This is a genomic window from Desulfovectis peckii, from assembly GCF_055391705.1.
In genome coordinates, this window is sequence record NZ_AP042409.1 from 475,159 (window position 1) to 502,006 (window position 26,848).

Annotated in this window: 30 protein-coding genes and 2 riboswitches; of the genes, 26 read left to right on the forward strand and 4 right to left on the reverse strand. The window is 42.4% G+C overall.

All coding sequences use genetic code 11. From position 1 onward, the window contains the following. The first annotated feature begins 1 nt into the window (after position 1). From ACZ5NG_RS02405 to ACZ5NG_RS02470, 14 genes are all read left to right on the forward strand, one after another. A complete protein-coding gene (locus ACZ5NG_RS02405; protein WP_464252404.1) occupies positions 2-1,765 on the forward strand; it encodes a GmrSD restriction endonuclease domain-containing protein in 1,764 nt (587 codons plus the stop codon). Continuing rightward, positions 1,762-4,260 carry a DEAD/DEAH box helicase family protein gene (locus tag ACZ5NG_RS02410; protein ID WP_464252405.1) on the forward strand — a complete coding sequence of 833 codons (2,499 nt, stop codon included), beginning with the start codon at positions 1,762-1,764 and terminating at the stop codon, positions 4,258-4,260. The genes ACZ5NG_RS02405 and ACZ5NG_RS02410 overlap by 4 nt, the downstream gene beginning before the upstream one ends. A 95-nt stretch (positions 4,261-4,355) precedes the next feature. Further along, entirely contained in the window at positions 4,356-5,567 is a 1,212-nt protein-coding gene (gene istA, locus ACZ5NG_RS02415; RefSeq protein ID WP_464251620.1) for an IS21 family transposase, read from the forward strand. A 2-nt stretch (positions 5,568-5,569) separates the two neighbouring features. Continuing rightward, complete coding sequence (gene istB / locus ACZ5NG_RS02420) at positions 5,570-6,343, forward strand: IS21-like element helper ATPase IstB (protein ID WP_464250998.1); 774 nt, start codon at positions 5,570-5,572, stop codon at positions 6,341-6,343. 77 nt (positions 6,344-6,420) lie between these two features. Further along, positions 6,421-7,137 (forward strand): hypothetical protein, encoded by a 717-nt coding sequence (locus tag ACZ5NG_RS02425; protein ID WP_464252406.1) that lies wholly within the window; start codon positions 6,421-6,423, stop codon positions 7,135-7,137. Positions 7,138-7,472: 335 nt separating this feature from the next. Continuing rightward, complete coding sequence (locus ACZ5NG_RS02430) at positions 7,473-7,817, forward strand: transposase (RefSeq protein ID WP_464253097.1); 345 nt, start codon at positions 7,473-7,475, stop codon at positions 7,815-7,817. Beyond that, positions 7,805-8,224, forward strand: a complete 420-nt coding sequence (locus ACZ5NG_RS02435) for an IS3 family transposase (RefSeq protein WP_464252407.1) — start codon at positions 7,805-7,807, stop codon at positions 8,222-8,224. The genes ACZ5NG_RS02430 and ACZ5NG_RS02435 overlap by 13 nt, the downstream gene beginning before the upstream one ends. A 259-nt stretch (positions 8,225-8,483) precedes the next feature. Then, entirely contained in the window at positions 8,484-8,651 is a 168-nt protein-coding gene (locus ACZ5NG_RS02440) for a BlaI/MecI/CopY family transcriptional regulator (protein ID WP_464252408.1), read from the forward strand. Between the two features lie 157 nt (positions 8,652-8,808). Beyond that, entirely contained in the window at positions 8,809-9,345 is a 537-nt protein-coding gene (locus ACZ5NG_RS02445) for a DUF4825 domain-containing protein (protein ID WP_464252409.1), read from the forward strand. 69 nt (positions 9,346-9,414) lie between these two features. After that, positions 9,415-9,978, forward strand: coding sequence for an N-acetyltransferase family protein (locus ACZ5NG_RS02450; protein WP_464252410.1), 564 nt, complete (start codon positions 9,415-9,417; stop codon positions 9,976-9,978). Between the two features lie 83 nt (positions 9,979-10,061). Further along, a complete protein-coding gene (locus ACZ5NG_RS02455; protein WP_464252411.1) occupies positions 10,062-10,241 on the forward strand; it encodes a hypothetical protein in 180 nt (59 codons plus the stop codon). Between the two features lie 346 nt (positions 10,242-10,587). Further along, on the forward strand, positions 10,588-10,923 hold the full coding sequence (locus tag ACZ5NG_RS02460; RefSeq protein WP_464252412.1) for an ArsR/SmtB family transcription factor: 336 nt from the start codon (positions 10,588-10,590) through the stop codon (positions 10,921-10,923). A 166-nt stretch (positions 10,924-11,089) separates the two neighbouring features. Then, on the forward strand, positions 11,090-12,142 hold the full coding sequence (gene arsB / locus ACZ5NG_RS02465) for an ACR3 family arsenite efflux transporter (RefSeq protein ID WP_464252413.1): 1,053 nt from the start codon (positions 11,090-11,092) through the stop codon (positions 12,140-12,142). Between the two features lie 16 nt (positions 12,143-12,158). Next, complete coding sequence (locus tag ACZ5NG_RS02470; protein ID WP_464252414.1) at positions 12,159-12,560, forward strand: arsenate reductase ArsC; 402 nt, start codon at positions 12,159-12,161, stop codon at positions 12,558-12,560. Between the two features lie 60 nt (positions 12,561-12,620). On the opposite strand, the gene ACZ5NG_RS02475 is transcribed toward ACZ5NG_RS02470, so the two are convergent. Further along, positions 12,621-13,022 (reverse strand): bacteriohemerythrin, encoded by a 402-nt coding sequence (locus tag ACZ5NG_RS02475; RefSeq protein ID WP_464252415.1) that lies wholly within the window; start codon positions 13,020-13,022, stop codon positions 12,621-12,623. Positions 13,023-13,479: 457 nt separating this feature from the next. Here ACZ5NG_RS02475 and ACZ5NG_RS02480 point away from each other — a divergent pair, with 457 nt between their 5' ends. Continuing rightward, positions 13,480-13,917 carry a hypothetical protein gene (locus tag ACZ5NG_RS02480; protein WP_464252416.1) on the forward strand — a complete coding sequence of 146 codons (438 nt, stop codon included), beginning with the start codon at positions 13,480-13,482 and terminating at the stop codon, positions 13,915-13,917. A 229-nt stretch (positions 13,918-14,146) separates the two neighbouring features. Here ACZ5NG_RS02480 and ACZ5NG_RS02485 read toward each other — a convergent pair whose 3' ends face one another. The 3 genes from ACZ5NG_RS02485 to ACZ5NG_RS02495 form a co-directional block, all read right to left on the reverse strand. Continuing rightward, entirely contained in the window at positions 14,147-15,103 is a 957-nt protein-coding gene (locus ACZ5NG_RS02485; protein WP_464252417.1) for a hypothetical protein, read from the reverse strand. A gap of 207 nt (positions 15,104-15,310) precedes the next feature. Continuing rightward, positions 15,311-15,568 (reverse strand): hypothetical protein, encoded by a 258-nt coding sequence (locus ACZ5NG_RS02490; RefSeq protein ID WP_464252418.1) that lies wholly within the window; start codon positions 15,566-15,568, stop codon positions 15,311-15,313. Positions 15,569-16,052: 484 nt separating this feature from the next. Beyond that, on the reverse strand, positions 16,053-16,616 hold the full coding sequence (locus tag ACZ5NG_RS02495; RefSeq protein WP_464252419.1) for a hypothetical protein: 564 nt from the start codon (positions 16,614-16,616) through the stop codon (positions 16,053-16,055). 679 nt (positions 16,617-17,295) lie between these two features. After that, positions 17,296-17,407, forward strand: a riboswitch (TPP riboswitch). Positions 17,408-17,508: 101 nt separating this feature from the next. Here ACZ5NG_RS02495 and thiM (ACZ5NG_RS02500) point away from each other — a divergent pair. The 11 genes from thiM (ACZ5NG_RS02500) to panD all read left to right on the forward strand — a co-directional run bounded on the left by thiM (ACZ5NG_RS02500) (position 17,509) and on the right by panD (position 26,818). Next, positions 17,509-18,330, forward strand: a complete 822-nt coding sequence (gene thiM, locus ACZ5NG_RS02500; RefSeq protein ID WP_464252420.1) for a hydroxyethylthiazole kinase — start codon at positions 17,509-17,511, stop codon at positions 18,328-18,330. Beyond that, positions 18,317-18,958, forward strand: a complete 642-nt coding sequence (gene thiE, locus ACZ5NG_RS02505; protein ID WP_464252421.1) for a thiamine phosphate synthase — start codon at positions 18,317-18,319, stop codon at positions 18,956-18,958. The genes thiM (ACZ5NG_RS02500) and thiE overlap by 14 nt, the downstream gene beginning before the upstream one ends. Continuing rightward, complete coding sequence (locus ACZ5NG_RS02510; RefSeq protein WP_464252422.1) at positions 18,955-19,611, forward strand: HAD family hydrolase; 657 nt, start codon at positions 18,955-18,957, stop codon at positions 19,609-19,611. The genes thiE and ACZ5NG_RS02510 overlap by 4 nt, the downstream gene beginning before the upstream one ends. A gap of 25 nt (positions 19,612-19,636) precedes the next feature. Continuing rightward, positions 19,637-20,431 (forward strand): bifunctional hydroxymethylpyrimidine kinase/phosphomethylpyrimidine kinase, encoded by a 795-nt coding sequence (gene thiD, locus ACZ5NG_RS02515; protein ID WP_464252423.1) that lies wholly within the window; start codon positions 19,637-19,639, stop codon positions 20,429-20,431. A gap of 202 nt (positions 20,432-20,633) precedes the next feature. Next, on the forward strand, positions 20,634-21,338 hold the full coding sequence (locus ACZ5NG_RS02520) for a response regulator (protein WP_464252424.1): 705 nt from the start codon (positions 20,634-20,636) through the stop codon (positions 21,336-21,338). A 155-nt stretch (positions 21,339-21,493) separates the two neighbouring features. After that, entirely contained in the window at positions 21,494-22,321 is an 828-nt protein-coding gene (locus tag ACZ5NG_RS02525) for a sensor histidine kinase (protein WP_464252425.1), read from the forward strand. A 105-nt stretch (positions 22,322-22,426) separates the two neighbouring features. Continuing rightward, complete coding sequence (locus ACZ5NG_RS02530) at positions 22,427-23,200, forward strand: ABC transporter ATP-binding protein (protein ID WP_464252426.1); 774 nt, start codon at positions 22,427-22,429, stop codon at positions 23,198-23,200. After that, positions 23,172-25,109, forward strand: a complete 1,938-nt coding sequence (locus ACZ5NG_RS02535; RefSeq protein WP_464252427.1) for an ABC transporter permease — start codon at positions 23,172-23,174, stop codon at positions 25,107-25,109. The genes ACZ5NG_RS02530 and ACZ5NG_RS02535 overlap by 29 nt, the downstream gene beginning before the upstream one ends. Before the next feature lie 128 nt (positions 25,110-25,237). Further along, positions 25,238-25,337: riboswitch (TPP riboswitch) on the forward strand. Positions 25,338-25,405: 68 nt separating this feature from the next. Continuing rightward, a complete protein-coding gene (thiM, locus tag ACZ5NG_RS02540) occupies positions 25,406-26,239 on the forward strand; it encodes a hydroxyethylthiazole kinase (protein WP_464252428.1) in 834 nt (277 codons plus the stop codon). Positions 26,240-26,243: 4 nt separating this feature from the next. Further along, positions 26,244-26,366 carry a hypothetical protein gene (locus tag ACZ5NG_RS02545; RefSeq protein WP_464252429.1) on the forward strand — a complete coding sequence of 41 codons (123 nt, stop codon included), beginning with the start codon at positions 26,244-26,246 and terminating at the stop codon, positions 26,364-26,366. 50 nt (positions 26,367-26,416) lie between these two features. Continuing rightward, positions 26,417-26,818 (forward strand): aspartate 1-decarboxylase, encoded by a 402-nt coding sequence (gene panD / locus ACZ5NG_RS02550; protein ID WP_464252430.1) that lies wholly within the window; start codon positions 26,417-26,419, stop codon positions 26,816-26,818. The last annotated feature ends 30 nt before the right edge of the window (positions 26,819-26,848 follow it).

Genomic DNA, 26,848 nt, shown 5'->3' on the forward strand with positions numbered 1-26,848 from the left:
TATGGCAGAAGTACTTTTCAAGAAGGTTGATTATATACTTAAGAAACTGGTTGAAGATATATCTATGGGAGAAATCGGGCTGCCTGACATTCAGCGTCCCTTTGTTTGGCCGATGACCAAGGTACGTGATTTGTTTGACTCGATGTATCGCGGCTTTCCCATTGGTTATCTTCTCTTCTGGGAAAATGGTTGTTCTGATACCCACCGAACGATTGGTGCTGCTCCAAAACAAAAAGTGGCGCGTCTGCTCATCGTAGATGGCCAGCAAAGGTTGACCTCATTATACGCAGTTATGAAAGCCGTACCCGTGATTACAAAAGACTTCAAGTCCCAGCGGATAAAAATAGCTTTTCATCCGCTGAGTGAGAAATTTGAAGTCTCTAATGCAGCGATTGAGAAGGACGTAGAGTGGATTCCTGACATTAGCATTTTATGGCAACCCGATACGAAACCGCATGCTTTCAAGAGAAAATTCCTTGAGAAATTAGGAAAACGGCGCCCCTTGACCGTCGAAGAAGAAGATATAATTCATGAGAGAATTGACCGACTGATCAAACTGGAAGAATATCCACTCACCGCGCTGGAGATCTCCTCTTCCGTTGACGAAGACAAGGTTTCAGAGATCTTTGTGCGTATCAATAGTAAAGGGACACCTCTAAATCAGGCCAATTTTATTCTTACATTGATGTCCGTATTCTGGGACGAGGGTCGCAAAGAGCTGGAAGAATTTTGTCGGCGCAGCAAAGCACCCTCCCCGGATGGTAGTCCTTCGCCTTTTAATCATTATTTGCGCCCTAATCCTGAGCAGCTGCTGCGCGTAAGCGTGGCACTGGGGTTTCGCCGCGCTCGCTTAGAGCATGTTTATTCCCTGCTTCGAGGGAAGGACCTGGAAACGCGGCAATTCTCAGATGAACAGCGCGTGAAGCAGTTTGCCTTATTGCAAGAGGCTCAGGTATACGCTTTGGACCTTCAAAACTGGCATGAGTTCTTCAAGGTGCTGAAAAGGGCAGGATACCCCTCCGATCAACTCATCTCCTCACAAATGGCTGTTCTTTACACCTATGCATTGTGGCTCATAGGGAAGCGGGACTTCAAAGTAGATTTGTACCGCTTGCGTGAAGTGATGGCGCGCTGGTTCTTTATGGCAACGCTCACGGGGCGTTATACAGGTTCGCCCGAAGCGCGGTTTGAACAGGATATGGCCCTACTGCGCGGCGCAAACAGAGCCGATGACTTTGTCCGCATTCTCGATGAGCAGATTGGCGCCGTCTTGACAAAAGACTATTGGGAAGTAACCTTACCCAACGAATTGGAAACCGCTGCTGCCAGGAACACTGCGCAATTTGCCTACTATGCCGCGCTTTGTCTGTTGGAAGCGCGGGTCTTGTATTCGAAGATGAAGGTGTCCGAGTTGCTGGATCCTACCACGAAGGCCAAAAAGACTGCTTTGGAACGTCATCATCTCTTCCCCCGCAAATACTTGCAACGAATAGGGGTTCGAGAAAAGCGTCTCATTAACCAGGTAGCAAACTATGCTTTAGTGGAATGGAGCGACAATATCAAGATTTCCGACAGAGCTCCCAGGGACTATGTGCCGGAATTAGAAGAACGCTTTGCTTCCGATGAGCTTCAACAGATGTATGATTGGCATGGATTGCCTTCAAACTGGTACGAACTTGATTACAAGGATTTCCTCAAAGAACGAAGGAGACGAATTGCTCTTATTATAAAATCCGGTTTTGAGAGGTTGGTGGTTGGCGCATGAGCAACGGATCAACCCAATACCAAAAACTTGAAAATCGCCTGCTCCTGCTTTCCTGGCTCAACAGCCTGCTGGGTTACGAGAAAAACCGTGAACTGCTGGAGGACATGAAACAGGCTGAGGAAGGTTTTGATGCGCAGGGACGCAGCCATATTTACTACCGCCTTATCTCGCGCGGCAGCAAGCTCAAAATCTCTGCCGATGACCTTGCACGCTATGACGACAACATTCGCGCCCACCTGGCAGTCATTAACGCCCGCCGCACCCAGCCCATCACCCTCCGCTATTTTCAATACTTGGCAGCGCTGTACACGGAAATCGTCCTCGACCGCCTGTTCAACCACAAAGCGCAACTCCTGGCCGACCTGAACGCCTTTGTGTGCCAGCGCAACGCAAAGAAATTGCCCGGCGAACCGCAGGACGAGCCCTTCACCGAAGCCGACCTGACCAAGCTGGCTTACTGGATGGCTACGGGTAGCGGCAAGACGCTGATTCTGCATCTTAACTACTATCAATTCCTGCATTACAACAAGGAGCCGCTCGATAACATCCTTCTGGTCACGCCCAACGAGGGCCTGAGCGAGCAACACCTGGCCGAACTTGCTGCTTCCGGTATTCCCGCCCGCCGCTTCGACCTCAACCACAGCGGCTTGTGGAGCGACAGTAAATACACCGTACAGGTTATCGAAATCACTAAACTGGTAGAAGAAAAGCGCGGTGGTGGGGTTAGCGTGCCAGTGGAGGCATTCGAGGGCCGTAATCTGATCTTTGTGGACGAAGGGCACAAAGGCTCCGGCGGCGAAGCCTGGCGCAAGTACCGCGATGCGCTTGGCGAAACAGGTTTCACCTTTGAATACAGCGCTACCTTTGGGCAGGCTCTCTCGGCGGCGCGCAACGATCCGCTTACTGCCGAATACGGCAAGGCCATCGTCTTTGACTACTCCTACCGCTACTTTTACGGGGATGGCTACGGCAAGGACTTTCGCATCCTCAACCTGCAGGATGAGACCGACGAGGATAAAACCGATCTGCTCCTTCTGGGCAACCTGCTCTCTTTCTATGAGCAGCAGCGCCTGTTTGACGAACAAGCCGAGGTCCTGCGCCCATACAATTTGGAAAAGCCGCTCTGGGTGTTTGTCGGCAGCACGGTCAACGCTGTCTATAGCGAGAATAAACAGAAGCGCAGCGACGTGCTAACTGTGGTGCGTTTTCTCCATCGCGTGCTGGCAAACCGCGACTGGGCGGTCAAAGGCATCGAAGAACTGCTGGCGGGAAAAAGCGGTCTGATTACGCCAGATGGGATAGACCTGTTCGCCGGGCGCTTCCCGTACGTGCGTGAAACTGGCCTTACCGCCGAAGCCTTATACGACGACATCCTGTGGCGGGTCTTTCACTCTTCGGCCAGTGGCGGTCTGCACCTGTGCGACATTAAAAGTGCCGCCGGCGAGCTGGGGTTAAGGGCATCCGGTGCAAAGAAGTATTTTGGTCTCATCTACATTGGCGACACCAACGATTTCAAAAAACTGGTGGAAACCGATGACACCGGTATCACGCTGGAGGAAGACGCTATCGCTTCCTCGCTCTTTACGGATATCAACCACCCCGATACGCCGCTAAATATTCTTATTGGTGCCAAGAAATTTATGGAAGGCTGGAATTCCTGGCGCGTCTCCAACATGGGACTTCTCAACATTGGGCGGCGGGAAGGTTCACAAATCATCCAACTCTTCGGGCGCGGTGTACGCTTGCGCGGGAAAAACCATTCTCTAAAACGCAGTGCTGCCCTTCCGGGCAATCATCCACCGCATATAAAACTGCTGGAGACACTCAACATCTTTGCTGTGCGCGCCAACTACATGGCCCAATTCCGTGATTATCTCGAACGAGAAGGGGTAGAGACCGAGCCGCCGGTTGAACTACCGCTCCCTGTGTGGACCAACGAACAGATGCTTCAGCGCGGGCTGGTGCTACCGCGTCCTGAGAGCGGCCGTGACTTTGCTACCGAGACGATACTCCTGCTTACCCCTGATGAAAAAATCCGCCTGAGAGTGGATTTATCGGTCAAAGTGCAGGCACTGGAAAGCGACGCGGATGGCCTGCAGGACGCTCGCGCCCAAAGCGAATATAAGGCGACCACTATCCCGCCAGAAAGTCTGACATTGGTGGATTGGGAGCAGGCCTACCTCGAATTGCTGGACTACAAGGCGCGCAAGGGCTGGAGCAACATGGTTATTCGTCCCGAAACCCTGCGCGCTATCCTAGAAAAAGTTCCCTATACCCTGAAGGCAAGTGATGCTGTGTTCCGTCCTCGCACCGTCACTGACCGCACCCGTTTGCAAGAGGCGGTCACAGCTATCCTGCGGAAGTACCTGGACACCTTCTACCGCCGAGCTCACGAGCGCTGGGACAGCGAAAACCTAGTCTATCGTCCTCTTGACCTTGATGATCCCAACTTGGCTTTCAACCGTCTGTTAAAAACGGTGATAAAATCCCTATAATCACCGGGGAAAAAATCCCCACCCCCTAGAAATATAAACACCGAAGATCTGGCAAATCGGAGGTGTTTAAAATTTACGTAGGGAGTGGGGAATGGTTGAACATTAAGCAAATGTATGAAAATGGTGTTTCTATCAGCGAAATTGCTCGCCGTACCGGGCGAGACCGCAAAACCATAAGAAAATGGATACAATCTGATGGCCCGCCCAAAAAAGTTAGGCGGAGAAGACCTAGTAAGTTAGATGAATATAAAGAATATATAGTTTCCCGTATGCAAGAAGGTGTACTTAACGCCACCGTCATCTATGATGAAATAAAAGATAAGGGCTATAAAGGTAAAATTACCATATTGAGAGACTTTATGCAGCCATACCGGCCAGTATTAAAGGCCCAAGCAACCGTAAGATATGAAACAAGACCTGGTGAACAGGCCCAGGTAGATTGGGCTCATTTCGGCTATATCATCGACCTAGATGGAGCACGCCGTCCCTTGTATTGCTTTGTTATGGTATTAAGTTACTCACGTATGCTCTATCTAGAGTTTACCACATCTCAGGATGTTGCAACACTATTAAAATGCCACATTAATGCTTTTGAATTTTTTGGAGGCATACCAAAAGAAATACTTTACGACAACACCAAGACAGTAACCCTGGGGCGTGATGATAACGGTCATATCATCTGGAACGAACGGTTTTTGGATTTTAGTGTTCACTTTAATTTCAGTCCCCGGCTTTGTCATCCGTACAGGGCGCGGACTAAAGGCAAAGTAGAACGCCCAATCCGGTATATCCGGGAAAACTTCTTTCCCGGGCGCAAGTTCAGTTCCTTGGAAGACCTCAATTTCCAAGCCCACAAGTGGCGGGATGAAAAGGCCAACGTACGTATTCACTCTACTACTCTAGAAAAGCCGGTTACTCGGTGGGCCCATGAGTTATTGCAGCCATATACCGGTTACCCAGACTTTGACTTGGCATATTACTGCCAGCGCAAAGTCAGCCGAGACTGCTTTGTTTCCTACAAATGCAACTTCTATTCTGTACCCTGGCAGTTAATCGGACGAGATGTTTTGCTTAGAATTATCGGGGACCAACTACAAGTATATTGGCAAGGGCAAATGCTCACTCAACACACCCTGGTAAAACATAAACGTTATCAGCGTATTGCAAAACCGGAACATTACTATGGGCTTCCTGGCCAAAACATTACCAGCCAGCGCAGAAAAAACTCTGTAACAGTGCTTCAACCGCCTCAGGTTGAAAAAAGGCCTTTAGACTACTATGAATCCCTGGTTTGGGAAGGTGTATAGCAATGCTGCAGATTGAAATATTGCGTGAACATCTTACCGAACTGGGGCTAAAAGAAATGGCCAGAACTTTAGAATACCGGCTTCAAGAAGCAGTTGATAAAGACCAAACATACTTTGATTTTCTAAATACACTGGTAGAGGAAGAATTATCAGCCCGGAAGGACCGTGCATTTAAAACCAGGTTAAGCATGGCACGACTTCCCTTCCAGAAGACTATTGCCGATTTTGACTTTTCATTTCAACCATCAGTAGATGAACGGCAAATTAAAGAATTGGCCACTTTACGGTTTGTACATGAGGCCGGGAATGTAGTTTTCTTAGGACCGCCGGGAGTGGGGAAAACGCATTTGTCGGTAGCCCTTGCTATGGAAGCTATTGCCCAGGGAGCAACTGCATATTTTGTAAAGACTGATGAACTTATTGCCGATCTAAAGAAAGCTTATGAGGAAAATCGCCTAAAAAAGAAGATGAAAAAGTATATACGTCCGAAAGTTCTCTTAATTGACGAAATTGGCTACCATCCGCTAGACAAGCTCTCAGCATCTTTATTCTTCAATATCATATCCGAGCGGTATGAAAACGGGAGTATTATCCTTACTTCCAACAAGAGCTTCACGGAATGGGCTGATATATTTGGTGAAAGTGTCATAGCTACTGCCATTTTGGACAGATTATTGCACCATGCTAGCATTGTTAACATTCGCGGCTCCAGTTACCGCATGAAAAACAAGAAAAAATCAGGCTTATGCCTTAGTAAGGGGGATGATGAAAGCTAGATAATTTTACACTAGGGTGGGGAATTTCTCACCGGAGAAATCGGGGAATTTTAAACCGGTGTTGACACCGTCCGAGCGTGCAGGAAAAAAAAGCCGCCTACATCGTGCGCGTACCGCGTTCACACAGCGACCTAGTTGCTGCCATCGAAAAACTATGCGAAGATATGGATAAACTTATTAAAGAAGAAAACAGTGGCTTACCACGCCTCTACTTCGACCGGAGCATCTATCTGCCTCTGCTTCTCAAAAAAGGCAGTGTGCTCACCGCTGATCCGCTGCCGCTTGAAGAGAGTGAAGAACGCTTCGTCCGTGACCTGAGGGCCTACTGGGAAGCCGAAAAGGACAAGTCGCTGGCGGGAAAGGAAATCTTCCTCCTGCGAAACTTGAGCAGAGGCAAAGGCGTGGGTTTCTTCAAGGAGAGCAAATTCCACCCTGATTTTATCTTGTGGATTGTGGTTGAGAAAAAACAGCACATCGTCTTTATCGAGCCGCACGGCATGATACACGCTAAAGCCTACAAGCATGATGAGAAAGCCAGTTTGTGGGAGCGCTTACGCGAGCTAGAAAAAGAGGTAGGGCAAAGAAGCGGCCGACAGGACATTACGCTAGATTCATTCATTATCTCAGCTACGCCCTACGATGACTTATGCAAGCACTACGATGATGGTAGTTGGGACCGAGACAAGTTTGCCAAACATCATATCTTGTTCCCAGAACGGAATCAGGATTACGACTATCTCTGTAAAATCTTTCATGGCTATTGCATCAACCAGCAGATTTCAGGGCTAAAGTAATTGTGCATGAACTGTTGCACCTTAAAGTGCCAAATCATAGTCTATTATTAAAAGTGTTAAAAACGGTGATAAAATCCCTATAAGGACATGCGGACAAAATCTTAGACTCTAGCTGAGAGAAGAGGATGTCCGCATGTATTGAAGAGAAGAACGCAAAAAAGCGATTAGACTTTACATTAAATACGATAAATGTGCAGCAGATGTAATTCGTGAACTTAGTTACCCGGAACCGAAAAACCTTGAGAAAGTGGTACAGGACACACGTAGAAACTAGGGTTTTATTTGAACCGTATACACAAAGCTCTAAGTATTCGTTAGAACAAAAGAAAGATTCTGTGGAATGCTACCTGAAACACGGCCGCAATTTATCACGAACAATTAGGGCCTTGGGGTACCCTTCAGAAGATACATTAAGAGCATGGTGTAATGAATTACTGCCAGATTATCACAGTAAACGTGTCGGTAGTATTAGTATTACCCCAAAGCAGAAAAAAGAAGCGGTACTTGAACTATGCACCCGAACCGGCACTGCAAAAGATATAGCAAAAAAGTATGGCATTACCCGGGTAACATTGTATAACTGGAAAAACAATCTATTGCCCGGGGGTGCAGACAAAACAGTGGCTAGTAAAAATGACAAGCTTCTACCTAATGATAAGATACTCTTTTGTCTGAAATAGAAGCATTGAAGCGCCAAATTAATAAATTAAAACTTGAGAAAGACATCTTGGAACGGACTGTAGAAATCATAAAAAAAGACCCGGGCGTCGATCCGAAAAACCTGACTAACAAAGAAAAAACTCTTCTGGTCGACGCCCTGAGAAATCAATATCCTTTAAAGGAGTTACTTCATTGCTTGGGGTTGGCCCGTAGTAGCTATTTCTACCATCGAAAAATTGCCTCATTACCATCCAAGTACGAGAGACTAGAGCACCGTATCATAGAGCTTTTTAAAAATAATAGTGGGCGCTATGGGTATCGCCGGATCCACGCCTTATTAGCGCGGGAAGGGACACGTGTTTCCGAAAAGGTTGTGCGACGCATAATGTCGGAATGTGGCCTAGTTGTTGTCCTGAAAAAGACGTAAATATAACGCCTATCAGAGTGAAAGTGTGCCCGTTGCGGACAACTTGATTAAGCGTGATTTTCACACAGATGCGCCAAACGTCAAATGGGTTACTGATATAACAGAGTTCTCAATTCCGGCCGGGAAAGTGTATCTTTTGCCGGAGGTGGCAATGTCAGGAAACCCTTATTTTTTTTGCGATAACATCTGCCGGCAATTTTTGATTCGATAAATCTGCTTCATAACCGTTGACAACTTGGTCTATAAGATATAGACTGATTTGATTACAAGGGAGGAATATTATTCCCGGCAAAGTAGACGTTTTGTTGAGGATACCTTTGGCGGATCTTTGCCGAAGTTTTTAGCGGCTTTTATCGGCGGAAAAAAACTAAGCAAACAGCAGGCGGAAGAGTTGAAAAGATTGATTGACGAGCATAAGGAAGTGTAGAAATAAGTGGCATGGTTTGCATTCGGGTTAATGAGCATGGATATGGGGCTAACCTGTGACGAAAGGGTATTGAAAATAATGAATGAAGACGGCATGTTCTAAATAGAAGCCCTCTTGCTTTTGGCGAGGGGGATGTAAGAGAGGGAGGATTAAAAACGTGTTAAGTTATAAAAAACCGAGTTTTTGGCTGATTGCTGTTGTTTTGGTTACAGCCGTAGTTGTCGGCTTTGGCCTGTTTGCCGACCCAATGCCGTCTAAACCGGATGATAGAACTATTGTTTCGCGGCTTTGGGAAAATAAAACCGATTATGTAGGCGATAACTCAAAGGTTGGGGCTATCATTTCTTTATTAACCTTTCCCCAAAACATAGTTTACGACACCTTTGAGCTTTTTACTGATAGTGAGCCTTATGGGATCACTGTCAACCTAAAAACAGATACAAAAACCAAAAATTCTTATAGTGATGAAACAAGTCAACAACAGTTTAAAAATAATGCTATAATTATGTTTGCCCTGATTAGAAACGTAGAGTATATCAATTTCAACCTAGATGACGGGTTAGCCCCCTATTCCATGCAGTACACGCGGGAATGGGCGAATCAACAATATGGAAAAGATGTGCGTGATTTTGCCGTAAGCAAAGAAGAACTTAGCAAGCTGATTAACGGCATATCTGCTAACGGCAAAAATTAAGACGTGATATCGGAAGGCTTTGACAATCCGAAAAGAGATGAAATACAAATAATTTAAGGAGATGTGTGTATGAGAATAGATAAAGTTACTATAGAAGATGCCTCAGAACTACTTTCAATATATGGCCCCTATGTCAGAGATACTGCAATTACATTTGAACATGACGTGCCGACTTTAGAGGAGTTTCAAAGCAGAATCGTAAAGATATCGTCAAAATATCCTTATATAAAGGCAGTAGATAACGGAGAAATATTAGGATATGCATATGCTAATACTTTTAGGGCTCCTAAAGCATATGACTGGGCTGTAGAAACAACTATTTATGTTAAACAGGGCAAACATAGAATGGGTATCGGAAAATTACTTTATAACGCATTAGAAAAATCTTTAAAAAATATGGGAATTCTAAATATGAATGCTTGCATAGCCCTTCCTGTAAAAGAAGATGATCACCTTACTGATGTTAGCTACCGCTTTCATAAGAAGATGGGGTTTACTCTGGTAGGAAGATTTCATAACGTGGGATATAAGTTTAATACCTGGTACGATATGATTTGGATGGAAAAGATGCTTGGTGAGCATAATGATTTTGCACCGGATGTACAATTTGGCAAATGGACAGTTATAGAGTGATCAAGTCTATTTTTTAATTTTAAAAGTTACCCTGCTCATTAATAAACTAATGGTATAGAGAAAAGGGATATGAGAATTTTTCCGTGGGTGCCCCTGCGGATGCGTTGGTCGTCAAAACAGTTTTTCTGTATAACCATGTTTCCGGCATGGAAGATCTCAAGCTCACCATGGGATTGCCGAAGGTGCCAAATGCCGTTCCGGATCAGGCGGCAGCCCAAATCATAAATCCGATCATACAAGTGCTTTCCGGTTACGATGTATAAGCGCCGTTCCCGCGGTGCTGAATGTCGAGCTGGCGCTCTTGAACGCTATAGTGCTGTTTTTCTCGTTTCGCAGGAAGGTATTGTTGAAAACTTGCAGAGACGGTTCTTCTGAAAGCCAAAATGCACATTTTGAGAATACATAGCGTGCTGTTTAAAATGGGAGTCGAAATTGGTGCAGATATAAAATGGATTTGACCGCCGATTAAGGTGAGTGGCATCTTAGTCGGCGGTTTTTTAGTTAACATATTGCAAAATCATATTGACAACTATCGATATGCTTGATATATTGTAATATCGAAAAAATTCGATATCATTGATGTTTATAAATATACAGGAGGTAATTTTTATGAAGCATTCATATGCAGAATATGTTCCTGCAATTAAGGCCATGTCAGATGAAACGCGATTAAAGATTATTGATATGCTATCCTGCGGAGAAATGTGTGCATGCGATATTTTAAAAGAATTCAGCATTTCTCAATCCACTCTTAGCTATCATATGAAAATTTTATCTGAAAGCGGCCTTGTAAATGCAGTACGTGATGGGGCTTGGATGAGATATACCTTAAACAAGGAGAAAATAGATGAACTCAAAACCTTTATTGCATATATAACAAGCGACAAAGAAGACTGTATTTGTAAGACGTACAAAAATAAAAAATCTGATAATCAATGTTGTTAAAAAGGATTTTTGCCCCGGTATTGCTTGATTGCCAACCGCCAAAATCCATGAAAGAGGTTTAAGGTGGCCGTAATTCAGTCCCTTCATCAGATAATGAGAAGTATGAAATCCCACAAAACTTAATTAATTTTTTTGGTAGCTTAGAAAGAAAGAAGGATTGATTTCTATGAGTAAGGAACAAAACAGTGGAATTGGTTTTTTTGAAAGGTATTTAACCATATGGGTTATTTTATGTATGTTTGCAGGGGTATTGATTGGTAAGTTTCTGCCCGGAATTCCAAATTTTTTGGAACGTTTCGAATATGCAAATGTATCAATACCTATTGCCATACTAATTTGGCTTATGATTTATCCGATGATGCTCAAAGTTGACTTCCAGAGTATCAAAAATGTCGGTAAAAACCCAAAGGGATTATTTTTAACCTGGGTAACCAACTGGTTGATAAAGCCTTTTACCATGTTCGGCATTGCATGGCTGTTTTTCTTTGTAATTTTTAAATCTCTAATTCCGGCAGAATTGGCACAAGACTATCTTGCGGGAGCGATACTTCTTGGGGCAGCACCGTGTACAGCGATGGTATTCGTATGGAGTTATTTAACCAAAGGCAACCCAGCCTATACCGTCGTGCAAGTGGCAACAAATGATCTTATAATTCTCATAGCTTTCACGCCTATAGTTGCCTTTCTTCTGGGTGTGGGCGGTGTAACCATACCGTGGGATACTCTTATCCTTTCCGTAGTATTGTTTGTTGTTATTCCGCTGGCTGGTGGAGCAATTACCCGTAATTACATTACCAAAAAGCATGGACTTAATTACTTTGAAAAGAGTTTTATACCTAAATTTGGAAATATTACAACCATTGGCTTATTGTTAACATTGATAATAATTTTTTCATTCCAGGGAGATGTAATTCTGAATAACCCACTGCACATTGTTTTAATTGCTATACCATTAATTATTCAGACTTTCCTAATCTTTTTCATTGCCTATCTGGCAAGCAAAGCTATAAAGCTTCCCCATGAAATAGCAGCGCCTGCCAGTTTGATTGGTGCATCCAACTTTTTTGAATTAGCGGTTGCCGTTGCAATCTCATTGTTTGGCACCCAAAGCCCGGCTGCCCTTGCTACCATTGTGGGTGTTCTTACAGAAGTGCCTGTTATGTTGACGCTTGTAAAGATAGCAAATAACACAAGACACTGGTTCCCGGTAAGAAGCTAAAAAGTGGGTATGGCCAATGAGTAATAAGCTTAAGGTGGCATTTATATGCGTTCATAATTCATGTCGAAGCCAAATAGCTGAGGCCCTTGGTAAGCATTTGGCAGGAGATGTTTTTGAAAGCTACTCTGCCGGCACGGAAACAAAGCCTCAAATTAACCAGGATGCTGTGCGCCTAATGAAAGAGCTTTATGATATAGACATGGAGAAAACCCAGTATTCAAAGCACATTGATGAAATCCCTCCGGTAGATATTGTTATTACAATGGGATGCAATGTAGAATGCCCTTACCTTCCATGTAAACACCGGGAAGATTGGGGACTGGATGATCCCACAGGCAAAGGTGATGAAGAATTTAAAAAAGTGATATCTATAATAGAGACAAAGATTAAAGAGCTAAAAGAAAGACTGAAGCCATAATAATAACGCCAATCACAAATAGAGTGGTTGGCGTTATTATTATAGTCGATTAATTAAAAATTAAAGATTTTTTGCGTACTCACCTATTTTCTTGTCCATGGTACTTATGTGATTCGTAAGCCAGTTTACAACCAATTTATTGGCATTAATTATGACCAGAAGATTACCGCCGCTTTTGTTATACTCGCTTTTCAATTTGGCAAGTTCACTAATAAAGTTTGCGTGTGCTCTTTTTTGAGTTTCCAGCCCAGGGTAGCCGATTTTTTCCATATAGGCTTCTTCATCTCTAAAGTGTTGCTTTGTGTATTCATCTAAGAAATCAAGCATTTGACCAATATACTCTTTTGCTCTCTGTTCCTTTCCGGCTTGAAACAGCATATTCGCCTTTTCAAACAATGTTTTGTGTTGATCATCAATATGTTTAACACCGACCGACAAGTTAGGAGTCCATTTTATTGCCATATAAATCCTCCTTAATTAGACTATTTTTATCCTATTTGGCAGAATACTTCCCTTTAATAGGCATTAGCGCCTTAATCTCCGTTGACAAAGCGGATACACCTCAAGCTTATGAAATCAAACTGCTTGGCAATCTTCACTTCAAATTTAACTAGGCAATTAACTGGTGGGTAGTTCGTTATGTAGATTTTATACCTTTTTTTGGATAAATTCAATAGATTTTCAGAATAATGACACAATTATGAGCTTTTTACCCTTAACCGGGCCTGTCATGGGGACGTTCCTTATGGCAGGTTTAGCGCTTTGTATTTGTCGTATAATACAAAAAAGCTATTATTCATCGGAAACTTTTATAATGAAGTTGGAGCAAAGCCATAAAGTATAGGCCTTGGACTTTTTCAAAAACAGGCTTTTTTAAGCTTTGCTCTAAAGTAATGAAGGTTCGGAGAAATGAGGGTATTTGCTTAAGTTAATGAATTTTTCCACCCAATTACAATATGACCCATGGGAGCCATCCATTATACCGGCGGAACTGATCAAGGGATTTCACATGAGCTTTTGGCTCTCCTGGCTTGAGTTCTGGAAAGGTGATATTGAAGAACTAAATAAGCAATTTAAAGGTAACTGGGCCTATAAAGACTATTATGGCAGTGATTCCCCAATTGCATTAGTAGAGCACTACCGTAAGGAAATCCACACTGCCCTTAAAATCGGAGTCAAGTATGTGGTATTTCACGTCAGCCATTCCCGCCTCCAGGACAGTTACACTTACCACTTTACTTACACTGACAGGGAAGTGGCGGAAGCTTTTATAGAATTGCTAAATGAAGTGCTGGCAGGGGTACCGGCAGATTTCTATTTAAACATAAAGCTAAAAAAATTTTCCGTCGACCTGTAATAATGCAAAAACCCCTGGGGATCGACGAAAAAAAAACCGCCCATCTATGGAAAAGTTGGCAAATGTTAAAAACGGTGATTGGTTTAAGCGGGGTGTTTCAGTAGATACTTCAAAGAGTCAAGTACTGCAAATTGACAACTCAGACCATCGGCCAGTGCTGGCTTACGTATATACCGGTTAATGAAATAGGGGGTTTTAAACCCCCCCTCTTCTTTTTTAGTCTCCAGTTTTAATCTCTGGTGACTTCAGTGCTGATAAAATTTCCTATCGGTGTTCCATCTTTCAGTAGTTTCCATACCCTTACAAAGTTACCCGTGTCTGAATCGGTAACCAATAAGATGTATTCATCAAAATCATCACTTATTTTAACAAGATCTATCACACGCCAATAGTGAAAGTTATCTAAGGCTATGTCAAAAAGTTTGCGCAAACTGCCGGTACCCGGCCTGTATTTGTAAAGATTTCCACCAGTGTCCACGATATATAAAGAAAAATCTTGATAATCTAATATTCTAGTGGTAGAAGAAGTTGTGGAAAAGCTTTTTGCTATGATTTTCCGCAGATCATATGTATTTATTATGCTTCCTTTACCATCTAATTCGAAGACTATGCTGCTGAAGGGTATTCTTTGATGAAGCTCCACAAACAGGTGATCATTCTTACCCACAAAAATTCCACTAAAATATGCATCTTCCTGTTGTTGATCGGAAGGAAGGTTTTCAAAAGCAAAAAACAGTTTTTTTTCTCCCTCTGGTGTTATTTTCAATACCTGTTTAGCTGATACCAGGTAAAAGTTACCTTTTTGATCCAAATCCATTGAGGTATAGTTGTCATTATCCGAAAAGATCTTTTTGTTCTCTTTTTTCCGGACATCAATCATGTAGAGACTCGAGCCGGTTAGAGCCGCTATCTCGGAGGGGTTTACCACGGCAAATTCCATTATTATATTTTCCTTTTTAAACCCCTCAGGCAACCAAGATGTGAGATCATAAATTGTTCCCCGGTCGTATATTTTTATTGCAGAATATGTGTCTAAAAAATATAAATAATTCTCATGTACTTCTATCTGAGTAGGGTTATTCAGCTGGCTTTTTACTTTCCAGGATGTCGTTGAACAAGCAGTTATTGTCACTGTTATTAATAAAGATAAGACAATCAGGATAATTACCTGTAATTTTTTGGACATTTTTCCGCGCCCCAAAAAAATTTCTTATCACTAAAAACCTACTTTAAAAAATCTCTCAATAATAATAATAGGCGGATAAATGGCCTACTTTGTTCCGCTCTCCGCAACAAAATCTTTCAACGACCCTGCCAGCAAGATTAACCTTTACCTTCTCCAGGCAGGAAAGAACCCCTCCCATCAAAGTTTTATAAGGCAACTGACACGTTGCTACTCTTTCAAGGATTTCGATATCTTTTCGTATTCGTCTCGGTTACCTTCATCGTTTACAAGCATATATCCCTGAATGTGAATTTCATTTTTAGTAAACTCATAACTACAAATATGCTTAGCCCAAGCGGAGATGTCGCTAATTTTACCTGGTCCTTCTAAATCCTCTGTGAAGATTATTCGCCCTTCCAGAGATGTACTGTCGCCTTTCATCTCTGTTACCATTAACACTTCAAATTTTTCCGGGTCATACCACAATTGTTTTACCATCTTTTCAGTTGGTATCCCTGGATTATTCCGCATAAATATTCCGTAATACTGAAAACGCTCCGGTAGATATTCAGGAGTTACAAGGTTATAGCCGGACTGATTTTTAACTTCCTTAGCAAGTAACCTGTTCGTATTCCTCTAACAACATACTATGTATGTCCTCCACCATAATCTTTTCACTGGAAGGCATCTTCGGTAACAACCCACTCAATTCAACAAATATGTCCCGGGCTTGTTCAATCTTCTGTGAGTTATCATCACGTATCCCTTTAATAGCTAATTGAAAACCGTCATTTACACTCGGAAATGGCCCTGATTTTCCGTTTGTAGCCTACCTATGAGGGATTGAAATGAAAATAAAAAGGCCCAATTGCGGGCACTTTTAGCCGGTTTGTAGTCTACCTATTATGTACCCTTTGAGCAAGGATGTAGCAAAATATGAGAAAGATGCATCGCCAATTACAAAAAATTTTTATCTATTCTCATATTGCTTCTTAAAAAAATAGCTTAATCCACATATACAAATAATTAAGCCCAATATTGCAGGTTTTAGAATAGATATGCCTGCTTCACCGCTAAATGCAATGCTCCAAATAAATTTCAGCACAGCTGCCCCTATGATGACACCTACAAGCCATTTCCAGTTTCTTTTCCATGCTGCTGTAATAAGCATAAAGAAAAATAGGGGTACTGCCAAACTCATAACTATTTTGGGAGCGGTCCATGCACTTTTAAGGTAATCCATTTCAAAAGCTAAAAATTCCAAAACCTGAGGATTACTTGTAGCTGGGACAGGAAACCAGAACATACTTGTAAACAGAGCGAATATTGAAGCGAATATGCCGGTAAAACTTTTCTTAAACGCAAATATAACCATCGGTATAATAAATAAAGGCCTTATATACCAGCTTAATATATTATGATGCCTTTCAAATGCCCAATTAAAGAACATATCATTGGTCAGAAATAATACTATAAATGTTATGGTAGCAGCTGCAAATAGCATCCCTATTATAAAATCTGTTTTCTTATTCATGGCAAGCCTCCTTTAATTTTTTTATTCTGAATCTGATTTAGCCGATGTATTATTTTCTTTGGAGAATTGCTTGCCTAAGGCAGCGTATTGAGGATGTTTTTTAGAAAGTCCTCTCGCGTCAGTTTTTATTAAAGCTTATCAAAACCCATTGATATGTTCCCACGAACAGATGGTTTCAAACATTAGCCATAGAGTTATTTAGACTTTATGGCTTTTTTTATTGCTTTAAGCCCATTTGCGTTTCAGGCAAATATAAATTCTTTCTTGTAAAATCCAGTATTCTAAAACTTAGGGCAAATGGCTTGCACACTAATACAAAAAAAGATGGTCGGTATTTACTGCTGCGTGAGTACAAACAGTATTGATGGGTTATCCGAAAGTGCGGCATAAAAAAACTGGACCCCATTTTTGGTAGTCCGGTTATACAGCTTTTCTTTTTTCATCTGTCTACTTGACAGGGAGCATATCACCCGCTTTGAAGGAAGCGGGTTTTTTTGTGTGTGCTCTGCACGCAACAATTTGGCGAGACAAGCTTCTTTATTTTACTGCTGGCATCTTATTTCTTTTTTCTTACAACAATTTTACACTATGGTGAATTATTAAGGTTGATTTTTATTGCTATGCTGTAATATAATCATACGGTATATAACATAATTATGCGATATGGAATAATTAAAACTAAATAACAAAGGGGAGCTTGCTTTAAGCAGGCTGAGAGTAAGCTGTATTGCTTAGACCCTTAGAACCTGACTTGGGTAATGCCAACGTAGGGAAATAAATTTGCAGGAATTTCTGCGTATATGAATTACTGCATATATGCTTTTGTTGGCATGTATGCAGTTTTTTTGTACTGCTGACAGGCCATCAGTTTGTAATTTAAGGGGGAGATGCCATGATGAAAAAATGCTTGGAAAACGTCCGTAGAAAAATGCCGCTTATTCACAATATTACAAACTATGTAACGGTAAATGATGTGGCAAATGTGCTTCTTGCTTGTGGGGCTAAACCGATCATGTCTGATGATCCGGAGGAAGTGGAAGAAATCACCTCCATCTGTGGAGGGCTGAATATTAATATCGGAACCCTGAACAAAAATACCATCCCCGCCATGTTTCTTGCCGGAAAAAAAGCAAACCAACTGGGGCATAAGGTTTTGCTTGATCCGGTTGGGGCAGGGGCAAGCAGGCTGCGTACAGATACGGCCCTCAAGTTGCTTAAAGAGATTAAGTTTAATGGGATCAGAGGTAATATTTCTGAGATCAAGACATTGGCCCTGGGAAGTGGAAGAACAAAGGGTGTAGAAGCTGATGTTGCAGATGCCGTAACCGAAGATACCCTTGACGATGGAATAACTTTTGTAAAAGCCTTTGCCAAAAAGGCAGGATGTATTATAGCAGTTACGGGGGCAATTGACCTTGTTAGCGATGGAGATAAATGCTATGTCATCAGAAATGGCAGGGCGGAAATGGCAGAAATCACCGGCACCGGTTGCCAGCTTTCTGCAATGATAACGGCTTTTCTTGTGGCCAATCCGGATAATGAACTTGAGGCAGCCGCAGCTGCTGTCTGTGCCCTGGGGCTGGCGGGAGAAATAGGATGGAGCAATATGCAGCCTGGCGATGGAAATTCCACATATCGGAACAGAATTATTGATGCAATTTATAACATGGATGGAGAAAGCCTGGAGAGAGGAGCAAAGTATGAAATTCGATAAGAAGAGTTTACTTTTATATGCTGTCACCGACAGGTCCTGGCTTGGCAGTGAAACCCTCGAAAGTGCGGTGGAAAAGGCGCTGATAGGCGGTGCCACCATTGTGCAACTTAGAGAGAAAGAACTGGATACGGAAAAATTTCTCGCGGAAGCAAAAGTGATTAAAGAATTGTGTAAAAAATATCAGGTACCTTTTATTGTCAATGATAATGTAGATATAGCCATAGCGGTGGATGCCGACGGAGTACACGTAGGGCAAAAGGATATGGAAGCCGGCAAAGTACGCGAACTGATCGGTAGAGATAAAATTCTTGGAGTGTCAGTGCAGACAGTGGAACAGGCGGTATTGGCAGAAAAAAGAGGAGCGGATTATTTGGGAGTGGGGGCGGTATTTCATACCGGTTCCAAGGCTGATGCGGATCATGTAAGCTATGAAACCCTAAAAGAAATCTGTAAAACAGTAAGTATACCTGTTGTGGCAATTGGGGGCATAAACAAAGATAACATAATGGAATTGTCAGGCTCCGGAATATGCGGCATAGCCGTTATCAGCGCAATTTTTGCCCAGCCTGACATTGTGAAGGCTACTGCCCAATTAAAAGAGTTAACCCAAAAGCTGGTGAAGCTATGATTAAAGGAGCAATCTTTGACCTGGATGGAACCGTTTTAGATTCCATGCAAGTCTGGGATAAGGCAGGGGAAATGTTTTTAAAAAGTATGGGGATTGAGGCAGAGCCCGGCTTGAGCAAAATTATGTTTTCCATGAGCATGACCGAAGGAGCTGAATTTTTAAAGGACAGGTACCGCCTGGATATGGATATACCTGCAATAATGGCGGGAATTAACCGCACCATTGAAGATTTTTATTCTTATCAGGTTCCACTAAAGGAAGGCGTGGAACAATTCTTAAAAGACATGAAGCAAGCGGGAATTAAAATGGTGGCGGCAACGTCCAGTGACAGGCAGGTTGTGGAAAGAGCTTTAAAGAGACTTAATGTCATGAATTATTTTGACCGGATATTTACCTGTACGGAAATCGGTGCCGGTAAAGTAAAGCCGGATATTTATCTGGCTGCCGCAAGGTATATGGGAACACTTCCAAAGGAAACATGGGTTTTTGAAGATGCTTTGTACGCAATTCGCACGGCAAAAAAAGCCGGATTCATGACAGTAGGAGTATATGATGCTTCTAGCATGGAAGACCGGGAAGAGATTAAGGCAATCTGTGACATCTATTTAAATAAGTGGGATGATTTTTATAGTTTGCTAGAAAGAATAAACTAAAATATAAAAAGGGTAGGAGAAGAATATGAGAACAGCATTAACGATAGCCGGAAGCGATTCAAGCGGAGGCGCCGGTATCCAGGCAGATATTAAGACCATGACCGCCCTTGGTGTGTATGCCATGAGTGCGATTACGGCCCTGACGGCCCAGAACACAACCGGCGTTACAGACATTATGGAGGTTACACCGGAATTTTTAGGCAAACAGCTGGACAGTGTTTTTACCGATATCTATCCGGACGCTGTCAAGATTGGCATGGTTTCATCGGCTAAATTAATTGAAACCATATCCGAAAAGCTGAAATTTTATAATGCAAAGAACATTGTTGTGGATCCGGTAATGATTTCCACAAGCGGTTCAAAGCTTCTGCAGGATGATGCCATAGAAACCTTGAAATACAGCTTGTTCCCTCAGGCAGTCTTATTGACACCGAATATTCCGGAAGCGTCTGTCTTATCGGGAATAACCATTACAAATGAAAAAGATATGATTAAAGCGGCTGAAATTATCAGCAACCAATTCGGGTGCGCGGTTCTTTGCAAGGGCGGGCATAGGGTAAACGATGCCAATGATTTGTTGTACTATAACCATAAATTCAAATGGTTTATGAGTGAGAAAATTAACAATGAAAATACCCATGGAACCGGATGCACTTTATCCAGTGCTATCGCTTGCGGTCTTGCTAAAGGCATGGATTTGGAGACATCAATTCAATTGGCCAAGGATTATGTATCAGGTGCATTAAAGTCAATGCTTGATCTGGGAAAAGGATGTGGACCCCTTAACCACATGTGGAATATCTATAAGGAAGAAAGATGATCATGAGGGAATATGCAGCCGGATAATACATAACCCGCTTTGAAAGAAGCGGGTTTTTCTGTGTGCCCTGCATGGGCAACAATTTGGCGGTAAAGCCCTAACTGTATAATAATATTATAAGTTAAATGACATAAAAGAGATGATTTGCTAACATGAAGGAGTTATATCATTACTGGGTTTAGTAAGGAGGGATGATAGGAGTATGGAATATAAAATAATGCTGGTTGAAGATGATGCCGCTATAGCAAAGCTGCTTAGCTCGCACATTGAGAAGTATGGATACAAAACTGTAACGGTGAGTGATTTTGATAAAGTTTTGGATACATTTATTGAGACGAACCCACATCTTGTTTTACTGGATATCAATTTGCCCAAATACGACGGCTATTATTGGTGTAGAAAGATTAGACAGATATCAACGAACCCGATCATTTTAATTTCCGCCCGTGACGGTGAAATGGATCAGGTGATGGGCATAGAAAGCGGGGCGGATGATTATATAACAAAGCCTTTTTATTACGATGTAGTAATTGCTAAAATAAAAAGCCAGTTAAGGCGCTGCTATGGTGCATTTGCCCACCATTCGTCTGAAGAAAGAAAAATAGAGTTAGATGGGCTTACCTTGTACCCCGAAAGGCCGGAGCTGCATTTTAATAATAATTCAACTGTGCTGACCAAAAAGGAAGCTGTACTTGCTGAAACATTAATGCGCAAATCCCCGAGGGCTGTAAGTCGAGATGTGCTTATGGAAAAACTTTGGGATGACCAGGCCTTTATCGATGAAAATACGTTAAATGTGAATGTGGCCCGTCTGAGAAAAAAACTTAAAGAAATTGGTATTGATCAGGCGCTGGAAACGGTTAGAGGACATGGATACAGATTGAATGTAACCTGGAGGAAAATTTAATGAAAATATTCTTTAGAGACCATCTGTCATTTGTAATGTTATACCTTTTCAATATGCTTTTTCTGTTTGTTTTTTATCACAAGCTAGGGGGATTTGAGACTTCAGAAAACGTTTATTACTTCATATTTTTAAGTACCTTCCTGCTGGGAATATTTTTGTTATACCGTTATTTTTCCCAGAAAATGTTATATGAAAAGCTGACTAACCTGCCTGCTAAACTTGAAGACACCCTGTCTTCGGCCGGAAGCGCACCTGTCTCGGAAGCTGTCAACCGGCTGCTGCGGGTACAATATAATCTATACCGGGAAGAAATCCAGCTGTACAAACGGAAACAGGAAGAACATTTGACCTTTATTCATCAATGGGTGCATCAAATGAAAACACCGATATCGGTAATTCACTTAATACTTCAAGAGAACGAAGGGGAGCCTTATACAGAAAATATCCGCCAAGAGATTGAGCGTATCAACAGAGGTTTAAACATGGCGCTACATATGGCCAGGCTGGACAGTTTTAAACATGATTTTTCTGTAGAAACCGTTTCATTGTATTCCGTTGTGCTTGAAGTCATCAATGAGCAAAAAAGGTATTTTATCCGCAAAAGGGTTTATCCGGAAGTGAAAGTGGATGGGAACATGTCGGTTAAATCCGACCGGAAATGGCTTAAGTTCATAGTAGAACAGTTATTGGTTAATGCTATTAAATACACGGTAGGGGAAAACAAAAAAGTGATTGTCTCGGCTTATGAGACTGAAAAGGGTAAGATTTTGGAAGTAAAGGATCAGGGTGTTGGCATTCCCCAACAAGATATCCGGCGCGTTTTTGAACCCTTTTACACCGGTGAAAACGGACGCAGGTTCGGTGAATCTACGGGCATGGGTTTATACCTGGTAAATGAGGTGTGCCAAAAATTACAACACCGAATTGAGCTGGAATCAAAACCGGCAGAAGGGACAACTATTCGCATTGTCTTTACCGGTTAAAAGCAACCTTACATCGCTGTAAGGTTAATGTAATGAACATCGATAGCAGGCGGTGCACGGCTACCTTACAATAAAGCTATCAAAAGACGAAGGGATGTTTGGAAATTGGAGATCTTAAAACTAAGTCATATTTCCAAAATATATGGAGACAAGGTACCGTACAGTGCACTGAAAGATATCAACTTGACGATCGAAAAAGGGGAATTTGTCGGCATCATGGGCCCTTCCGGGAGTGGAAAGACAACCCTGCTTAATGTAATTTCCACTATCGATCCCCCCACGGCCGGTGAGGTACTGATCAACGGTGAAAATCCTTATAAACTTGACAATTCAAAGCTGGCATTGTTCCGGAGAAGGAAGCTGGGCTTTGTTTTTCAGGACTTCAATCTAATTGATACATTAACCATCGGCGAGAATATTGTGCTTCCTTTAACACTGGATGGGCAAAAAGTTTCTACCATGGATAAAAAACTGAAAGAAGTAGCTGCCCGGCTTAATATAGAAGATATTCTCGCGAAAAGGACCTATGAAGTATCAGGCGGACAGGCCCAGCGCACTGCCATTGCCCGTGCCATTATTCACTCCCCCTTGCTTTTGCTGGCAGATGAACCGACGGGAAATCTTGACTCCAAAGCGGCCAAAGATGTAATGGCGCTATTTGAAAGCATAAATAAGGATACGGGAGTAACCACGGTGATGGTAACCCATGACGCTAAATCCGCAAGTTACTGCCATCGGGTGATATTTATAAAAGACGGCCGGTTCTTTAATGAGATTCATCGCGGGGATAGCCGCCAGAAGTTTTACCAGCAGATAATCGACGTGCTTGCGCTGCTGGGGGGTGAAGCAGATGACATTTCTGCAATTCGCTTTAAATAATGTAAAACGAAATACAAGGGTGTATCTGGCCTATTTTCTAAGCAGTGTTTTTACCATTATGGTCTTTTTCTCCTTTGCCGTTAATATGTTTCACCCCGTTATAGTAAGTAAAAGAGGCGGGGCAATTGAACTGATCATCGGACAAACTGAACTGGCAATCCTCCTATTTTCATTTTTCTTTGTGCTGATCTCAGTGAGCGCCTTTTTGAAAGTGCGTAGCAAGGAATTCGGCATTCTGATGATACTGGGAATGTCCAAAAAACAGCTTAGGCGGCTGGTTTTCCTGGAAAATATGATCATCGGATGTTTAGCCATTATTGTCGGTATCACCGTGGGATTGGTATTTTCCAAGCTTTTTTTAATGCTTTTAAGCAGCATTTTATCTTTTGGTTCCCTGTCTTTTTATTTTCCATCTGAAGCGATACTGTTGACCGCAGGATTCTTTATATTGATATTCCTGGGTATATCAGCTTTAACTCCGCTTATCATACGCACAAGTAACATCATTAATCTGTTAAAGGGAACAAAAAGACCTAACAGGGAGATAAAGTTTTCTAAAGTTCAATCTTTGGCCGCAGTGCTGTTGTTGGGTTTAGGTTATTTTATGGCCTTATCTCCCCAATTGTATGATTTAAACCCGTTTTTAGACAAGGTTGTTTTATTCATTGAAGACCTCCCATATGCTGAAATTATAATCACAACTTCAGTGGTTATGGGCACTTATTTGTTTTTCTCCCAGTTCAGTGTTTTTGTATTACACCGGCTGAAGGGGAAGAGAAGTTTCTACCTGCATAAAACCAATATGCTATGGATTTCGGATCTCATTTACCGGATGAGAGATAATACACGGATGCTTTTTTTAGTAACTATTCTTTCGGCGGTTGCCTTTACTGCTATAACCGGAGTATATGCCCTAAGTTCAGTGGTTAAGGATGAGGCCCTAAAAGACAATCCATTTGCCCTCACTTACACCTCATATAGCGGCAATGAAAATGAAGGGCAACACATAAAAACAATTGATGAAATGCTGGCAAGTCATGGCTTTAAGTACGAAAAATACAAAAGTGAAGTGATCAAGCAGGTTTCCCATAACAATCAAGTAGCCCATATAATTAGGCAGTCGGATTATAACAACCGGGCAGCTGCCCTGGGATTGGAGCAGGCGGTTCTGGATAAGGATCAGACATTATTGGTTCCGGTCTATGTAAGATATGATCCCAAAAGAGATAAGACATTAAGCCGGCAAAGCATTTCCCTTGATAACGGAGAAATAAATCTTAAAGTAGTTGGAGTAGCGCCCAAAGTTATCTTCTACTCCGGCTTGTTTCAAAACTTGATTGTCGTTAATGATGAAACCTATAATAAAATAACCGGTGTACAGGAAAAATACCATTCATATTCCTATGATATTCCCGATTGGCTAAACACTCTTGAAGTTACTGAAAAACTAAGGGAAGAACTTGGGGTAGGTGAACGGGGCCAATATTTCTGGTCAACGAGGATAGAAGGATATACTTTGGAGAATCAAAACAAGAAATTGTTTTTATATGTAGGGTTCTTCCTGGGGGCAATATTCTTTTTGGGAGCCAGTAGCTTTTTGTATTTCAGGCTATATACCGACTTGAACCGGGAAAAGAGCAAATATATTGGCATATCAAAATTAGGTTTAAGTTTTGATGAAATGAAAAAGGTAGCCAGTATTCAAATTGCAGTGTTGTTTTTTGTGCCTTTTATTCTTGCCGGCATGCACACTTATTTTGCCATCACTGTGCTGCAAACAGTATTGTATTCGTCAGTTTTTAAGCAGTTCTTAGTAGTTATAGGGGCATTTTTAATATTGAATATTATCTACTATATTTCGGTTCGTTCGCGGTATATAAATTACTTGAAGCGATTTGTTGTACCATAGTTGATTTGCTTCTTCCATGTTGCGTGGGTGGAGGTCCGGTCACATATTTTTGACTTCTTCAGGAGAACAAGGTTCCTGCAAAACTTAATGGAACTTGACACCATAAGGTTACAAGAGATATTTTATAAGAAAAGTTGCGGGGGAACTCATTTTGAGTTGAGAAGGTAAAACCTGACCCTTTGAACCTGTCAGTTAACACTGTCGTAGGGAAGCAACTAAGTATTAATGAAGAAGTGCGTTCCTTATGAGGGAGCGCTTTTTTTTTAAAGGTTATACCAATAAAAGGAGAAGGGGAAATGACTAAAGAGGAGATTCAAAAGCAAATTTTTCAAGCGGTGGAAACGGTAAAGCGGACGAATCCAATGGCCGGGTCAATTACCAATATGGTTACGATTAATTTTGTAGCCAATGCTCAGTTGGCCGTCGGCGGCTCCGCCGCCATGGTTTATCTACCCGAAGAGGGTGAGTTTTTGGCCAAAGCCGGCGGAGCTATCTATATAAACGTCGGCACACTTTTACCGATTCATGAGCAGGCTTTACCCTATGTAGCAAAAGTATTGCATGATACAGGTAAGCCTTGGGTGCTGGATCCGGTGGCTGTGGGGATTGGTTCCCTGCGAACTCAGTTGTTAAGGCAGTTTAAAGAATACAAACCCGATATAATCAGAGGAAATGCTTCGGAAATTATTGCTCTGGCCGGTCTATGGGAGTTAGAGGGTGGAACGGCTACCTCCAAGGTGCGTGGTGTTGATTCCACGGATTCTGTAAAAGCGGCAAAGACTGCCGCTGTCTCACTGGCCAAATGGACAGGCGGAGCGGTTGCTGTATCCGGAGAAACGGATTTAGTCACCGATGGAACTGTTATCGCCTACTCTTATGGAGGGTCGCACTTTATGCCTAAAATTACCGGAGCAGGCTGTTCATTGGGTGGAGTCGTCGCGGTCTATGCAACGGCTGCATCACCGTTTATTGCGGCTCTTACCGGTACTGCGGTATACAATTTGGCGGGAACCCGCGCTGAAAAAAAGGTAAAGGGTCCGGGGAGCTTTCAGATTCAATTCCTTGACGAACTGTATAAAGCAAGTGCAGAGGACATTGCTAACAATCCATTTGAGATAGAGGCGGTTTAGTTTAATGATGAATACCTTAATTGCAGTAAAAATAATCAATTTAGCCCTGTCAATTGAGGTGCATGTATTAAAGCCGAAAGACAAAGACTTATTAACAGATGAAGAAAAAATCTTGGAAAAAGGTTAAATAGTTTTGGCTATAGATTTTGATAATTTTTTGCCGGAGGTGAAATAAACATGTTTCGAGTGATGATGAAATCAAAAATTCACCGGGCCAGGGTTACCGAGGCCGATTTGAATTACGTAGGCAGTATCACCATTGACAGTGAACTCCTGGAAGCTGCCGATATTCTGCCCAACGAAAAGGTGCAGATCGTCAACAATAACAACGGGGCCCGTTTGGAAACCTACGTCATTCCCGCCCCTCCCGGTTCCGGGGTCATCTGCCTTAACGGTGCCGCCGCCCGCTTGGTTCAACCCGGCGATATCGTAATTATCATCAGTTATACATATTTAACCGACGAGGAAGCCAAAAGGCACCGGCCCACCGTAATTTTTGTCGATGAAAATAACCGGATACAAAATACCGGCATAGAAAAGCCTTTTACTAAAACTTCCCATTATGAAAAAGATTTTTGAAATGCACCGAGCTAAGTGTGGGGTGAAATT

What these genes read in the sequence shown, in the direction of transcription:
- ACZ5NG_RS02405 (WP_464252404.1), top strand. Translation starts at nt 2, where the DNA reads ATGGCAGAAGTACTTTTCAAGAAGGTTGATTATATACTTAAGAAACTG.
- ACZ5NG_RS02410 (WP_464252405.1), top strand. Translation starts at nt 1,762, where the DNA reads ATGAGCAACGGATCAACCCAATACCAAAAACTTGAAAATCGCCTGCTC.
- istB (WP_464250998.1), top strand. Translation starts at nt 5,570, where the DNA reads ATGCTGCAGATTGAAATATTGCGTGAACATCTTACCGAACTGGGGCTA.
- ACZ5NG_RS02450 (WP_464252410.1), top strand. Translation starts at nt 9,415, where the DNA reads ATGAGAATAGATAAAGTTACTATAGAAGATGCCTCAGAACTACTTTCA.
- ACZ5NG_RS02460 (WP_464252412.1), top strand. Translation starts at nt 10,588, where the DNA reads ATGAAGCATTCATATGCAGAATATGTTCCTGCAATTAAGGCCATGTCA.
- arsB (WP_464252413.1), top strand. Translation starts at nt 11,090, where the DNA reads ATGAGTAAGGAACAAAACAGTGGAATTGGTTTTTTTGAAAGGTATTTA.
- ACZ5NG_RS02470 (WP_464252414.1), top strand. Translation starts at nt 12,159, where the DNA reads ATGAGTAATAAGCTTAAGGTGGCATTTATATGCGTTCATAATTCATGT.
- ACZ5NG_RS02475 (WP_464252415.1), bottom strand. Translation starts at nt 13,022, where the DNA reads ATGGCAATAAAATGGACTCCTAACTTGTCGGTCGGTGTTAAACATATT.
- ACZ5NG_RS02485 (WP_464252417.1), bottom strand. Translation starts at nt 15,103, where the DNA reads ATGTCCAAAAAATTACAGGTAATTATCCTGATTGTCTTATCTTTATTA.
- ACZ5NG_RS02495 (WP_464252419.1), bottom strand. Translation starts at nt 16,616, where the DNA reads ATGAATAAGAAAACAGATTTTATAATAGGGATGCTATTTGCAGCTGCT.
- thiM (WP_464252420.1), top strand. Translation starts at nt 17,509, where the DNA reads ATGATGAAAAAATGCTTGGAAAACGTCCGTAGAAAAATGCCGCTTATT.
- thiE (WP_464252421.1), top strand. Translation starts at nt 18,317, where the DNA reads ATGAAATTCGATAAGAAGAGTTTACTTTTATATGCTGTCACCGACAGG.
- ACZ5NG_RS02510 (WP_464252422.1), top strand. Translation starts at nt 18,955, where the DNA reads ATGATTAAAGGAGCAATCTTTGACCTGGATGGAACCGTTTTAGATTCC.
- thiD (WP_464252423.1), top strand. Translation starts at nt 19,637, where the DNA reads ATGAGAACAGCATTAACGATAGCCGGAAGCGATTCAAGCGGAGGCGCC.
- ACZ5NG_RS02520 (WP_464252424.1), top strand. Translation starts at nt 20,634, where the DNA reads ATGGAATATAAAATAATGCTGGTTGAAGATGATGCCGCTATAGCAAAG.
- ACZ5NG_RS02535 (WP_464252427.1), top strand. Translation starts at nt 23,172, where the DNA reads ATGACATTTCTGCAATTCGCTTTAAATAATGTAAAACGAAATACAAGG.
- thiM (WP_464252428.1), top strand. Translation starts at nt 25,406, where the DNA reads ATGACTAAAGAGGAGATTCAAAAGCAAATTTTTCAAGCGGTGGAAACG.
- ACZ5NG_RS02545 (WP_464252429.1), top strand. Translation starts at nt 26,244, where the DNA reads ATGATGAATACCTTAATTGCAGTAAAAATAATCAATTTAGCCCTGTCA.
- panD (WP_464252430.1), top strand. Translation starts at nt 26,417, where the DNA reads ATGTTTCGAGTGATGATGAAATCAAAAATTCACCGGGCCAGGGTTACC.